The 13,445-nt window shown below is 68.7% G+C and carries 11 protein-coding genes and 1 tRNA gene; 3 read left to right on the top strand and 9 right to left on the bottom strand.

The window, feature by feature from the left end; genetic code table 11:
* Nucleotides 1–2: 2 nt before the first annotated feature.
* From ileS to rplU, 8 genes are all read right to left on the bottom strand, one after another.
* Complete coding sequence (gene ileS, locus ACGTNF_RS15595; protein WP_394602433.1) at nt 3–2,837, bottom strand: isoleucine--tRNA ligase; 2,835 nt, start codon at nt 2,835–2,837, stop codon at nt 3–5.
* 10 nt (nt 2,838–2,847) lie between these two features.
* Nucleotides 2,848–3,870, bottom strand: coding sequence for a bifunctional riboflavin kinase/FAD synthetase (gene ribF, locus ACGTNF_RS15590; RefSeq protein ID WP_394602432.1), 1,023 nt, complete (start codon nt 3,868–3,870; stop codon nt 2,848–2,850).
* A 79-nt stretch (nt 3,871–3,949) separates the two neighbouring features.
* Nucleotides 3,950–5,461 (bottom strand): murein biosynthesis integral membrane protein MurJ, encoded by a 1,512-nt coding sequence (gene murJ / locus ACGTNF_RS15585; RefSeq protein WP_444875014.1) that lies wholly within the window; start codon nt 5,459–5,461, stop codon nt 3,950–3,952.
* Between the two features lie 194 nt (nt 5,462–5,655).
* Nucleotides 5,656–5,922 carry a 30S ribosomal protein S20 gene (gene rpsT / locus ACGTNF_RS15580; protein WP_152479814.1) on the bottom strand — a complete coding sequence of 89 codons (267 nt, stop codon included), beginning with the start codon at nt 5,920–5,922 and terminating at the stop codon, nt 5,656–5,658.
* Between the two features lie 219 nt (nt 5,923–6,141).
* Nucleotides 6,142–7,281 (bottom strand): glutamate 5-kinase, encoded by a 1,140-nt coding sequence (gene proB / locus ACGTNF_RS15575; RefSeq protein WP_152479815.1) that lies wholly within the window; start codon nt 7,279–7,281, stop codon nt 6,142–6,144.
* Between the two features lie 103 nt (nt 7,282–7,384).
* The gene (gene cgtA / locus ACGTNF_RS15570; protein WP_394602430.1) at nt 7,385–8,575 is read right to left on the bottom strand and encodes an Obg family GTPase CgtA; all 1,191 of its coding nucleotides are present in this window, start codon (nt 8,573–8,575) and stop codon (nt 7,385–7,387) included.
* An 85-nt stretch (nt 8,576–8,660) separates the two neighbouring features.
* Nucleotides 8,661–8,918 (bottom strand): 50S ribosomal protein L27, encoded by a 258-nt coding sequence (gene rpmA / locus ACGTNF_RS15565; protein WP_394602429.1) that lies wholly within the window; start codon nt 8,916–8,918, stop codon nt 8,661–8,663.
* A gap of 34 nt (nt 8,919–8,952) precedes the next feature.
* The gene (gene rplU / locus ACGTNF_RS15560) at nt 8,953–9,264 is read right to left on the bottom strand and encodes a 50S ribosomal protein L21 (RefSeq protein ID WP_152479817.1); all 312 of its coding nucleotides are present in this window, start codon (nt 9,262–9,264) and stop codon (nt 8,953–8,955) included.
* 306 nt (nt 9,265–9,570) lie between these two features.
* Here rplU and ispB point away from each other — a divergent pair, with 306 nt between their 5' ends.
* Both ispB and ACGTNF_RS15550 read left to right on the top strand, forming a co-directional pair.
* Nucleotides 9,571–10,578, top strand: a complete 1,008-nt coding sequence (ispB, locus tag ACGTNF_RS15555) for an octaprenyl diphosphate synthase (protein ID WP_394602428.1) — start codon at nt 9,571–9,573, stop codon at nt 10,576–10,578.
* Nucleotides 10,579–10,683: 105 nt separating this feature from the next.
* Nucleotides 10,684–10,760: transfer RNA gene (locus tag ACGTNF_RS15550), tRNA-Pro, on the top strand.
* 105 nt (nt 10,761–10,865) lie between these two features.
* On the opposite strand, the gene ACGTNF_RS15545 is transcribed toward ACGTNF_RS15550, so the two are convergent.
* Entirely contained in the window at nt 10,866–12,278 is a 1,413-nt protein-coding gene (locus ACGTNF_RS15545; protein ID WP_394602427.1) for a sigma-54 interaction domain-containing protein, read from the bottom strand.
* A gap of 179 nt (nt 12,279–12,457) precedes the next feature.
* On the opposite strand from ACGTNF_RS15545, the gene speB reads away from it, so the two are divergent.
* Nucleotides 12,458–13,408, top strand: a complete 951-nt coding sequence (speB, locus tag ACGTNF_RS15540; RefSeq protein ID WP_394602426.1) for an agmatinase — start codon at nt 12,458–12,460, stop codon at nt 13,406–13,408.
* Nucleotides 13,409–13,445: the final 37 nt, after the last annotated feature.

Here is a 13,445-nt window from a genome sequence, read left to right as displayed (position 1 = left end):
CCTCACGCATAGTGACGGGTCTCGCCGGGGCCGTCCGGCAGGTTGCTCACGCAGCGGCCGCAGAGGTCGTCGTGGCCCTCGTGGGTGCCGACGTCCTCGCGATGGTGCCAGCAGCGCTCGCACTTGGCGTGGCCACTGGCGGCCACCGATACCTTGAGGCCCTCGAGCTCGGTGGCCTCGGCGCCCTCACCCTGTGCGAGCGGCGCCAGATGCACCTCGCTGGTCAGCATCACGAAGCGCAGCTCGTCGCCCAGCTTGTCGAGGGTCGCGCGCAGGGCGTCGTCGACGTAGAGGGTGACCTCGGCGGCCAGGCTGCCCTTGATGGTCTTGGCGTTGCGCGCGTCTTCCAGGCACTTGTTGACGGCCTGCTTGATCTCGAACACCCGCTCCCAGAACTCGCGGCCCATCTCGGCGTCGTCGCCCAGGGTCTCGAGCCCGGTGTAGTACTCCTGCAGCAGCACGCTCTCGCCGCGCTTGCCCGGGATGTGCTCGTAGATCTCCTCGGCGGTGAAGGAGAGGATCGGCGCCACCCAGCGCACCAGCGCCTGGACGACGTGATAGAGCGCGGTCTGGGCGCTGCGGCGCGCCACCGAGTCGGCCTGGGTGGTGTACTGGCGGTCCTTTATCACGTCCAGGTAGAAGCCGCCGAGCTCGCGGGCGCAGAAGCCGTGCACCTGCTGGTAGACGTCGAGGAAGCGGTATTCCTCGTAGGCGGTCTCGATGCGCGCCTGCAGCTGGGCGGCGCGGTCGACGACCCACTGGTCCAGGGCCAGCATGTCGCCGAAGGCCAGGGCGTCCTTGGCCGGGTCGAAGCCGTTGAGGTTCGCCAGCAGGAAGCGCGAGGTGTTGCGGATGCGCCGGTAGACGTCGGCGGTGCGCTTGAGGATCTCGTCGGAGACCGCCATCTCGCCGCCGTAGTCGGTGGAGGCGACCCACAGGCGCAGGATGTCGGCGCCGAGCTTGTCCATCACCTCCTGCGGCGCGACCACGTTGCCCATCGACTTGGACATCTTGCGGCCGTGGGCGTCCACGGTGAAGCCGTGGGTCAAGAGGCCGCGGTACGGCGGGTGGCCGTCGATGGCGCAGCCGGTCAGCAGCGAGGAGTGGAACCAGCCGCGGTGCTGGTCGGAGCCCTCCAGGTACAGGTCGGCACGCGGGCCGTATTCGTGGCCGTGCGGGTGCGAGCCGCGCAGCACGTGGCGGTGTGTGGTGCCGGAGTCGAACCACACGTCCAGGGTGTCGGAGACCTTCTCGTAGTCGCCGGCCTCGTCGCCCAAGAGCTCGGCGGGGTCCAGGCGGAACCAGGCGTCGATGCCCTCGGCCTCGACGCGCTGGGCGACGAGTTCCATCAGCACCACGGTGCGCGGGTGCAGCTCGCCGGTCTGCTTGTGCAGGAAGAACGGGATCGGCACGCCCCAGTTGCGCTGGCGCGAGATGCACCAGTCGGGGCGGTTGGCGATCATCGAGTGCAGGCGCGCCTTGCCCCAGGCCGGGGTGAAGGTGGTGGCCTCGATGCCCTCCAGCGCCTTCTCGCGCAGGGTGCGGCCGTCGCGGCCGATCAGGTCCATGCCGACGAACCACTGGGCGGTGGCGCGGTAGATCACCGGCGTCTTGTGGCGCCAGCAATGCATGTAGCTGTGGCTGATGGTCTTGTGGGCCATCAGCGCGCCGAGCTCGCGCAGCTTGTCGACGATATGCGGGTTGGCCTTCCAGATCAGCTGGCCGCCGAAGCACGGCAGGTCGTCGACGTAGACGCCGTCGCCCTTGACCACGCTGATGAAGTCGCTGAAGTCCATGCCGTAGCGGCGGCAGGAGTCGAAGTCGTCGACGCCGTGGACCGGGGCGGAGTGCACGATGCCGGTGCTGCCCTCGTCGATGGTGACGTAGTCGGCCAGGTAGATCGGCGCGCGGCGCTCGTAGATCGGGTGGGCGAACGCGATCAGCTCCAGGCGCTCGCCGGTGGCGGTGGCGATGATCTCGCCGTCCAGGCCGAAGCGCTCGAGGCAGGACTCCACCAGCTCCTCAGCCAGCAGCAGCAGGCGCTCGCCGGTGTCGACCAGCGCGTAGGTGAACTCCGGATGGACGTTCAGCGCCTGGTTGGCCGGGATGGTCCAGGGGGTGGTGGTCCAGATCACCACGGCGGCCGGCTTCGGCAGCGACTCGAGACCGAAGGCCGCGGCCAGCTTGTCGTCCTCGGCGCAGGCGAAGGCCACGTCGATGGCGTCGGACTTCTTGTCGGCGTACTCCACCTCGGCCTCGGCCAGCGCCGAGCCGCAGTCGAAGCACCAGTTGACCGGCTTCAGGCCCTTGAACACGAAGCCACCCTCGACCATGTCGGCCAGGGCACGGATCTCGCCGGCCTCGTTGGCGTAGTCCATGGAGCGATAGGGGTTGTCCCAGTCGCCGATCACGCCCAGGCGCACGAAGTCGGACAGCTGGCCCTGGACCTGCTCGGCGGCGTACTCGCGGCACAGCCCGCGGGCCTGCTCGGCCTCCAGGTGCTTGCCGTGGGTGGTCTCCACCTTGTGCTCGATCGGCAGACCGTGGCAGTCCCAGCCCGGCACGTAGGGGGCGTCGAAGCCGGCCAGGTTCTTCGACTTGACGATGATGTCCTTGAGGATCTTGTTGACGGCGTGACCGATGTGGATGCTGCCGTTGGCATAGGGAGGGCCATCGTGGAGCACGAAGGTCTCGCGGCCGCGACGCGCCTCGCGCAGGCGCCGGTAGAGGTCCATCTCCTGCCACTGGGCGACCCGCGCGGGCTCGCGCTTGGGCAGCATGCCGCGCATCGGGAAGTCGGTTTCTGGCAGGTTCAGAGTGTGCTTGTAGTCGCTCATATCCTGGGGGTCAGCCGTCGTCGTGGTCGGCGGGCTGGCCCGCCGAGGAATCGGAAGTCACGGCCTCGCGCGCCAACGGCGCCGATGCCAGAGGAAGAGAATCGTCCGCCGTGGCGAAGAAGCGCCGGGCACGCGCCTGGTCGAGGCCGATCTGCGTCTTGAGGGCGTCCAGGCCGTCGAATTTCACCTCGCCGCGCAGCTTGGCGCAGGGCACCACGCTCAGGGGCTGGTCGTAGAGGTCGCCGTCGAAGTCGAACAGGTGGACCTCGAGCACCGGCCGCTGGCTGCCCACCGTGGGCCGCCAGCCGACGTTGGCCACGCCCTCGGCGCGGCGGCCGTCGGGCAGCTCGGCGACCACCGCGTAGACGCCCTGCAGCGCCAGGGCGCGGACCGACTGCGGCAGGTTGGCGGTGGGCACGCCGATGGTGCGGCCGAGCTGGCGGTCGCGCACCACCCGGCCGGCGAGCCGATAGGGGCGGCCCAGCAGGCGCGCGGCCTGGGCGAAGTTGCCACAGGCCAGCAGGGTGCGCACCCGGGTGCTCGAGACCCGCTCGCCATCGAGCAGGAAGCTGCGGGTGTGCTCCACGCCGAAGCCGCGCTCGGCGCCCGCCGCCTCGAGCAGCGCGAAGTCGCCGCGGCGGTCGCAGCCGAAGCGGAAGTCATCGCCCACCACCAGATGGCGCACGCCGAGCCCCTCGACCAGCACCCGCTCGATGAAGGCCCGGGCGGTCAGCGAGCGCAGCGTGTCGTTGAACGGCAGGCACAGCACCCGGTCGGCGCCGTGCTCGGCCAGTAGCTCGACCTTGTCACGCAGCCGGGTCAGGCGCGTCGGCGCCTGGTCGCCGGCGAAGAACTCGCGCGGCTGGGGCTCGAAGACCACCACCGTGACCGGCAGCCCCAGCGCCCGCGCCCGTTCGCGCAGCTGATCGAGGATCGCCTGGTGGCCGCGGTGCACGCCATCGAAGTTGCCGATGGTCGCCACGCAGCCCCGGTGCTCGTCGCGCAGATTGTGCAGTCCTCGAATCACTTGCATGGGCGTCATCGCGCTGGAGGTGAAAGGGGATCGATTATAACGGACCAAGGCCCCCTTGACAGCCGGGCCGGCTTGACCATCAACCGTTGATCCGGAAATGCCGCGGTCGCACGCCGAACGCCGCCAGCCAGGCGAAGTAGGCCGACGCCCCCAGGATCACCAGCGCGGCCAGCCAGCCGACCCGGTGCCACAGCGACCAATCGAGCCAGGCGTGCCAGTCCGGCATCAGCCAGGCCAGCCCCAGCCCCATCACCGCGCAGCCGCCGAGCAGCTGCACCGCGTAGCGGCCCCAGCCCGGCTGGAAGCGCAGCACGCCCTCGCGGCGCAGCAGGAAGCCCAGCAGGCCGGCATTGAGGAAGGCCGACAGCGCCGTGGCCAGCGCCAGGCCAGCATGAGCCAGCGGCCAGATCAGGATCAGGTTGAACACCATGTTGGCGACCATCGCCACGATGCCCACCTTGACCGGCGTCTTGGTGTCCTGGCGGGCGAAGAAGCCCGGGGCCAGCACCTTGACCAGCATGAAGGCCACCAGGCCCAGCGCATAGGCGCGCAGGCTCATCGCCGCCATGGCGATGTCGTGGTCGGTCATGGCACCGTAGTGGAACAGCGTGATTAGCAGCGGCTCGGCCAGCACCGCCAGGGCCAGCGCCGCCGGCATGCCCAGCAGCAGCACCGCGCGGATCGCCCAGTCGAGCATCCGCGAGAAGTGCTCGCCGGACTGCTCGGCGTGGCGCTTGGACAGCGCCGGCAGGATCACCGTGCCGATGGCGATGCCGAACACCCCCAGCGGCAGCTCCACCAGGCGGTCCGAGTAGTAGAGCCAGGACACGCTGCCCGCGGCCAGCAGCGAGGCCAGCACGGTGTCCAGCAGCAGGTTGATCTGGGACACCGAGACCCCGAACAGCGCCGGCGCCATCAGCCGGAGGATGCGCCGCACGCCCTCGTGGGCGAAGCGCGGCCAGGGCCTGGGCATCAGCCCCAGCCGCGCCAGGAAGGGCACCTGGAACAGCAGCTGAGCGGCGCCGGCGATCAGCACGCCCCAGGCCAGCGCCAGCGACGGCTCGCTCATCAGCGGCGTCAGCAGCAGTGCCGCGCCGATCAGCGACAGGTTGAGCAGCACCGGCGTGAAGGCCGGCACCGCGAAGCGGTTCCAGGTGTTGAGCACGCTGCCGGCGAAGGCCGTGAGCGAGATCAGCAGCAGGTACGGGAAGGTCAGCCGCAGCATGTCGGCGGTCAACGCCAGCTTCTCCGGGTCCCGGGCGAAGCCGGGCGCGAACAGCCATACCAGCCAGGGGGCGGCCAGCATGGCCAGCGCGGTGATCAGCAGCAGCACCGCGGCGAGGCTGCCGGCCACCGCATCGAGCAGCTCGCGCACCTCCTCGCGGGTACGCTGGGTGGCGTACTCCGAGAGCACCGGCACGAAGGCCTGGTTGAAGGCGCCTTCGGCGAACAGCCGGCGCAGGAAGTTGGGCACCTTGAAGGCGACGAAGAAGGCATCCGCCCCCTGCCCCGCCCCCAGCAGCGCGGCGATCACCACGTCGCGGGCCAGGCCCAGCACCCGGGACAGCATGGTCATGGCGCTGACCACCATGCCCGAGCGCAGCAGGCCGCCACCCTTGGGGGCCGGGGCGGCGTCGGAGGCGGGCTGAGGAGGAGTATCGGTCACGGGGCGCTCCCTTGCCGGTGAGGTCCGGGTGAAGATCGTCAGGCACAAAAAAACCGGCCGAAGCCGGTTTTTCGATGGCGTGCCCGCACGCGGCGGGCACCCAGAGGCGTCCGGCGAGCTTACGCGGCCAGGGCCTTGATGCGCTTGTTCAGACGGCTCTTGAGGCGAGCGGCCTTCTTCTTGGACAGCACGTCCTTGTCGGCGATGCGGTCGATGACCGGCTGGGCCGCCTTGAAGGCGTCCATGGCCTGGGCGTGGTCGCCGCCGTTGATGGCCTTGATCACGTTCTTGATGTAGGTGCGAACCATGCTGCGCTGGCTCGCCTTCAGAACACGACGGCCTTCTGCCTGACGGGCGCGCTTGCGGGCTTGCTTGCTGTTAGCCACTGACTGTCTCCTTGGAGAAAGTTGTCACCGCCTGCGAGGGCGGCTTTGATAACGTTTTGATCCAACAGGGAAAAAAATTTCCCCGCCGGCCTGGCCATCTGGCCGACCGCGCGACGTGGCGCAGTCGATTACGGGCCGTGTCTGAGAGGATGGCGCATACTATCACGCAGCGACATCGCTGGCCAGCCTGTCAAGGCGGGACGCCCCGCCACGCCTGTCTCAGAGCACCACCAGGTTGTCGCGATGGATCAGCTCCGGCGCTTCCATGTAGCCGAGAATCGCCTCGATGCGATGGCTCGGCTGACCGATCAGGCGCTGCGCCTCGTCGATGCCGTAGTTGACCAGCCCCTTGGCCACCCGACGCCCCTCCTCGTCGACGCACAGCACCATCTCGCCGCGCACGAAGCGCCCGGAGATCGCCTTGACGCCCACCGGCAACAGGCTGGAGCCGCTGTCGCGCAGCACCTTGACCGCCCCGGCATCCAGGGTCAGGGTGCCGCGCACCTGGAGCTGACCGGCCAGCCAGCGCTTGCGCGCGGCGATCGGCGCCTGGTCGGGGGTCAGCAGGGTGCCGAGCCGCTCGCCGTCGACCAGCCGGGACAGCACCTCGGGCTGGCGCCCGCTGGCGATCACGGTCAGCGCGCCGGAACGCGCCGCCAGCCGGGCGGCGCGCACCTTGGTGGTCATGCCGCCGCGCCCCAGGGCGCCGCCGTCGCCGGCCACCGCGGCCAGCCGCGGATCGTCGGCACGACCCTCGGCAATCAGGCTGGCCGTCGGGTCGTGGCGCGGGTCGGCGTCGAACAACCCTTCCTGATCGGTGAGGATGACCAGGGCATCGGCCTCGAGCAGGTTGGCCACCAGGGCGCCGAGGGTGTCGTTGTCGCCGAAGCGGATCTCGTCGGTGACCACGGTGTCGTTCTCGTTGACCACCGGCACCACGCCCAGCTCGACCAGGGTGCGCAGGGCCGAGCGAGCATTGAGATAGCGCTTGCGGTTGGAGAGATCGTCGTGGGTCAGCAACACCTGGGCGGTGGTCAGCTGGTGACGCCCGAAGTGGCCCTCGTAGCACTCGGTGAGGCCGTTCTGGCCCACCGCGGCGGCGGCCTGCAGGGCATGCACCTCGGCGGGCCGCGCCTGCCAGCCCAGCCGCGCCATGCCGGCGGCCACAGCGCCAGAGGACACCAGCACCACCTCGATGCCGCGCCGATGCAGGGCGGCGATCTGATCGACCCAGCCGCCGATGGCGGCCTCGTCGAGGGCACGACCGTCATTGGTCAGCAGGGCACTGCCGATCTTCACCACCACCCGCCGCATGCCCTTCAGGGCATCGCGACCGGGGACCTCTTCACCTTTCGCCATCTTCGCCGTCCTTGATACGACTCGCTTTCACCGGGCTCGCGCCTGCCGCAGGGGCAGGCGCGATGGCGCCGCCCGCTGCACCTTCAGCCTACTACGCCGGCCCTCAGGGGGCGTATTCGATCTCGACGTCGTAGTCGTCGTCATCGAAATCGTCGTCATCGTCCTCGTCATCGCGGGAACGCTTGCGACCCAGCCGCGCCTCGGTGCGGGCCACGGCCTCTTCTTCCATGCGACGACGCATCTCGCGCTCGTGCTCGGCGACTTCCTCGTCCTCGTGCTCGAGGCGACGCCGCTCGGTGAGCCAGCGGTGGGCGGCCTGGACCAGGGCATCGGTGCCGTCGCCGCTGATCGCCGAGACGCGGAACACCGGGCCGTCCCAGTCGAGGCGCTTGACGATCTCCTCGGCCACCGCCTCGCGCTCGTCCTCGGGCAGCAGGTCGAGCTTGTTGAGCACCAGCCAGCGCGGCAGCTCGGCCAGCGTCGGCGAGAACTCGCCCAGCTCGCGGACGATCGCCTCGGCGGCCTCCACCGGGTCGGACTCGTCGAAGGGCGCCACGTCGACCACGTGGAACAGCAGCCGCGAGCGGGTCAGGTGCTTGAGGAAGCGCAGCCCCAGGCCGGCACCGTCGGAGGCACCCTCGATCAGCCCCGGAATGTCGGCCATCACGAAGTGCTCGTGCTGGCCGAGCTTCACCACGCCGAGGTTCGGCACCAGGGTGGTGAAGGGATAGTTGGCCACCTTGGGCTTGGCCGCCGAGACCGCACGGATCAGCGTCGACTTGCCGGCATTGGGCAGCCCCAGCAGGCCGACGTCGGCCATCACCTTCATTTCCAGGCGCAGGTTGCGCCGCTCGCCCTCGGTGCCCGGCGTGGTCCGCCGCGGCGCCCGGTTGGTGGACGACTTGAAGTGGATGTTGCCGAGCCCGCGGCGACCACCCTGGCCCACCAGCACCACCTGACCGACCTCGGTGACGTCGGCGATCACCTCGAGGGTGTCCTCGTCGATCACCGTGGTGCCCACCGGGACCTTGACCAGCAGGTCCTCGCCGGCGCGGCCGCTCATCTGCCGACCCTGGCCGGGCTGGCCGTTCTGGGCCTTGTAGAAGCGCTGGTACTTGAAGTCGATAAGGGTGTTGAGAGCATCGTCACCGACCAGGTGAACGCTGCCGCCATGGCCGCCATCGCCCCCGTCCGGGCCGCCCTTGGGCACGTACTTCTCGCGACGGAAGCTCAGGCAGCCATTGCCGCCCTTGCCGGCTTCCACGATGATCGAGGCTTCGTCGACGAACTGCATCTGTCATTCTCCCGGCGGTGCATACCGCCATGATACAAGAAGGCCCCGCCATGGCGGGGCCTTCTCGCTACAGGTCCGGGCGGTCTCAGGCGGAGACGATGCTCACGAACTTGCGATTCTTCGGACCCTTGGTCTCGAACTTGACCACGCCTTCGTCCAGGGCGAACAGGGTGTGATCCTTGCCGATGCCCACGCCGGTGCCGGCGTGGAACTTGGTGCCGCGCTGACGGACGATGATGTTGCCCGGTGCCACGGACTGGCCGCCGAACAGCTTCACGCCAAGGCGCTTGGATTCGGAATCGCGACCGTTACGGGTAGAGCCCGCTGCCTTCTTATGAGCCATTGCAAATACCTCGCTCGTTCAGGGGAGTGACCGCTTACGCGGAGATCCCGGTGATCTTGACTTCGGTGAACCACTGACGGTGGCCCTGACGCTTCATGCTGTGCTTGCGGCGACGGAACTTGATGATGTTCACCTTGTCGCCACGGCCATGAGCGACGACCTCGGCAGACACCTTGGCACCGTCGACGGTCGGCGCGCCGACCTTGACGTCTTCGTCGCCACCCACCAGCAGGACTTCATCGAACTCGATGGTGTCGCCGGTCGGCACTTCCAGCTTCTCGAGCTTGAGAGTCTGGCCTTCCTGAACGCGGTACTGCTTGCCGCCGCTCTTGATAACTGCGTACATGCTTGTCTCTCCAGTACTCATCGGGGTTGGCTCTTCATCGACCTGCTTCGAGTGGCGCCCCTTCCGGCAACCATCTGACAGGGAGCGAGATGAGTGGGTCGCGGATTATAACCGCACGCGCGCAGGACGACAACCCGGCCATCGCCCCGAACGCCGCGCCCGGCGCGGCCCGGGCGCCGGCGCGGGCGCGCGCCTTGACGCCCCAAGGGGGGCCCCATAGCATGACCCTCACTCCCAGGCCGGCGCCAAGGGCATTGCGCCACGGATGCCGCCCGCCGCCCCCACCACTTCGTCGATACCGCCTTCATGTCAGCCAAGCCTTCGTCGCCACAGCTCGAGAACGCCGTCCCCGCCTCGCCCATCCACGCCGTCGTCGCCGAGGACTTTGCCGCCGTCAACCGCACCATCCTCGAACAGCTCGCCTCCAGGGTGCCGCTGGTGGAGACCATCGGGCAGTACATCATCGACAGCGGCGGCAAGCGCCTGCGGCCGCTGCTGGTGCTGCTGGCCGCCCGCTCGCTGGGCGTCGAGGGCGATCGCCACATCACCCTGGCCACGCTGATCGAGTTCATGCACACCTCGACCCTGCTGCATGACGACGTGGTGGACGAATCCCACATGCGCCGCGGCAAGGCCACCGCCAACGATGCCTGGGGCAACGCGCCCTCGGTGCTGGTCGGCGACTTCCTCTATTCACGCTCGTTCCAGATGATGGTCGACGTGGGCTCGATGCGGATCATGGAAGTGCTCTCCGCCGCCACCTGCACCATCGCCGAGGGCGAGGTCCAGCAGCTGACCAACGTCGGCAACCCCGACGTGGACGAGGCCGCCTACTTCGAGACCATCCAGGGCAAGACCGCCATGCTGTTCGAGGCGGCCTCCCACAGCGGCGCCCTGCTCTCCGGGGCCACCCCCGAGCAGGAAGACGCGCTGCGCCTCTACGGCCGCTACCTGGGCCTGGCCTTCCAGCTGGTCGACGACCTGCTCGACTACCAGGGCGACGCCGAGGCGATGGGCAAGAACGTCGGCGACGACCTGGCCGAGGGCAAGCCGACCCTGCCGCTGATCCAGGCCATGGCCGCCGGCACCGCCGAACAGGCCAAGGTGGTCCGCCAGGCCATCCGCCAGGGCGGCCTCGAGCGCCTCGACGAGGTGCTGGCCATCGTCGGCGAGACCGGCGCCCTGGAGTACACCCGCGCCAAGGCCGAGGAGATGTCCGCTAGGGCCCTGGCCCAGCTGGACGCCCTGCCCGACTCCCCCTACCGCGAGAGCATGGCCGAACTGGCCCGCCTGGCGGTGGAACGCCGCAACTGATCCCGAGGCCGGAGGGCGACGAAGACGGATAAGCAGAAGAGGGGCTTGCATTCCATCTTCGCCTGCGTATAATTCCTCTCCGTCGCCGAGAGACACGGCAGACATCGGAGTATAGCTCAGCTTGGTAGAGCGCTGCCTTCGGGAGGCAGAGGTCGTAGGTTCGAATCCTGCTACTCCGACCACAGAATTCAGTAAAAACGGCCACTTAGCTCACACGAGCGGTGGCCGTTTTTCGTTGCATTCCTTCTACAGTTTCGCGCTATCGCCTTCACCACCGACGGCGCGCCTCAGCCGATCCGCAGCCCATGCCGACGCAGCTTGCGCACCACGCTGGGCTGACTGATCCCGAGCCGTTCGGCCATCGCATAGGTGGAAGACAGCTCGCCGCACAGCTCGGCGAGGACGGCGCGCTCGGTGCGCGCCAGCATGGCCTTGAGCGACTCCCCTTCGAGCAGCGCGGCGCCGGCCTTCCCCTCGGTGCTCCGCTCCGGCTCCGTCTCGGGCAGCGCCGCCGGCCATTCCGCGGCCGCCCGCTCGCCACGAATGATATCCTCCCCGGCCGACAGCCAGGCCCGCTCCAGCCAGTTCTCGAGCTCTCGCACGTTGCCCGGCCAGTCCCGCCCCATCAGCTCCTGCCAGACGTCACGCCCGATCAGCTTGTCACGCCCATAGCGGGCGTTGAGACGCTTCAGCTGGCGCTCGACCAGGCCGGGGATGTCCTCGCGGCGCTCGCGCAGCGGCGGCAGGGTGACGGGGATGACGTTGAGGCGATAGTAGAGATCGAGGCGGAACGCCCCTTCCTCGACGCGCCGGGCCAGGTCCTGGTTGGTCGCCACCACCAGCCGGAAGTCGATGCGCCTGGCCCGCGTATCGCCCAGCCGGGTCACGCTGCCGTCCTGGATGGTCTTGAGCAGCTTGGTCTGCATCGCCAGCGGCAGTTCGCCGATCTCATCGAGAAACAGGGTCCCGCCCTCGGCCTGCTCCAGGAGGCCCGCCTTGCCCCCCGGGGCGGCCCCGCTGAAGGCACCATGCCGATAGCCGAACATCTCCGACTCGAACAGGCTCTCCGGAATGGCGCCGCAGTTGACGTCGATGAAGGGCCCATCGCCGCGGGCGCTCCAGCGATGCAGCTGGCGGGCGAAGGCGGTCTTGCCGACGCCCGACTCACCGAGCATCAGCACCGTGGCGTCGGTCGGCGCCACCCGCTGCAGCAGCAACGCCACCTCGCGCATCACCCGGCTACGCACCTCGAGCCCGCCCAGGTCGACGTCCAGACCGGGCTCCTCGGCGACGTCGCCACGCATGAGATGCTCGCTGAAGCGGCGCTGCAGCAGTGCATACTCTTCCTGAAGCATCTGCAGGTCGGTCAGATCCATCGACCGGCTGACCACCGCCACCAGCTGGCCACCCTGAAACACCGGATGCGCCTGGGCGATCACCCGCCTTCCGGTACCGGTCTCCTGCATCAGCTGGGCCGGCTTGCCGGTGCGGATGACCTCCAGGCTGATCGAGGGCTTCAGTACGCCCGCGGCCTCGAGCTGCTGCACGGTCGTGGCGCACAGCTCCTCGCGGGACATGCCATAGACCGCCGCCGCGGCCGGACTGACCTCGCAGACCCGCCCCTCGGCATCCACCACGAAGAAGTGATCGTGGGCGGTATCGATGATGGTCTGCAGGATGCAGCTGTCGAGTTCGCTCATGGGAGAGACGCCGTAATGCATTAATGAATCATTTGATCCATTAATGTATCACGCCGTCGCTCCGGCGATTCAAAAATGAATCGCCTCTTCCAAAAACCCATTCAAGATCAATGAGATAAAAGATGGCACGCTTCATGCTTGCTATAGCAATGAATACCCCCAATGACACGGAGCCCTAGATGAGCGACTTCAATCAGCCCCTCGGCGGCAACGAGATGCCACGCTTCGGCGGCCCCGCCACCATGATGCGCCTGCCCACCCAGGACAGCGCCGCCGGGCTCGATGCCGCCTTCATCGGCGTGCCCATGGACATCGGCGCCTCCAACCGCCCCGGCACGCGCCTGGGGCCGCGTCAGATCCGCGACGAGTCACGCATGCTTCGCCCCTACAACATGGCCACCCGCGCCGCGCCCTTCGACAGCCTGCAGGTCGCCGACATCGGCGACGTGGCGATCAACACCTTCAACCTGCCCAAGAACCTCGACATCATCACCGACTTCTACGACGAGGTGCTGTCTCACGACTGCGTGCCGCTGACGATGGGCGGCGACCACACCCTGACCTGGCCGCTGCTGCGTGCCATCGCCAAGAAGCACGGCCCGGTCGGCCTGATCCATGTCGATGCCCACGCCGACGTCAACGAGCACATGTTCGGCGAGGAAATCGCCCACGGCTGCCCCTTCCGCCGCGCCCAGGAAGAGGGCCTGCTGGACAGCAACCGCGTGGTGCAGATCGGCCTGCGCGGCACCGGCTACGCCGCCGACGACTTCGACTGGTGCCGCGACCAGGGTTTCCGCGTCGTGACCGCCGAGCAGTGCTGGTACAAGTCGCTGGCGCCGCTGATGGACGAAGTGCGCGAGCAGATGGGCGACGGCCCGGTGTACATCTCCTTCGACATCGACGGCCTGGACCCCTCGGTCGCCCCCGGCACCGGCACCGTCGAGATGGGCGGCCTCACCGCCCAGCAGGGGCTGGAGATCGTGCGCGGCGCGGCGGGCCTCAAGGTCGTGGGCGGCGACCTGGTCGAGGTCTCGCCCCCCTATGACACCAGCGGCAACACCGCGCTGATGGGCGCCACCCTGCTCTACGAGATGCTCTGCGTGCTGCCCGGCGTGAAACACCGCGACTGAGCCGACCCGACCCGGCACCCCGGAGCCGGGTTCTACC

It is taken from the genome of Halomonas sp. B23F22_10 (assembly GCF_043496975.1).
GTDB lineage: Bacteria > Pseudomonadota > Gammaproteobacteria > Pseudomonadales > Halomonadaceae > Halomonas > Halomonas smyrnensis.
Note: the sequence above shows the minus strand (reverse complement) of the source record. Positions and strands in the feature narration are given on the sequence as shown.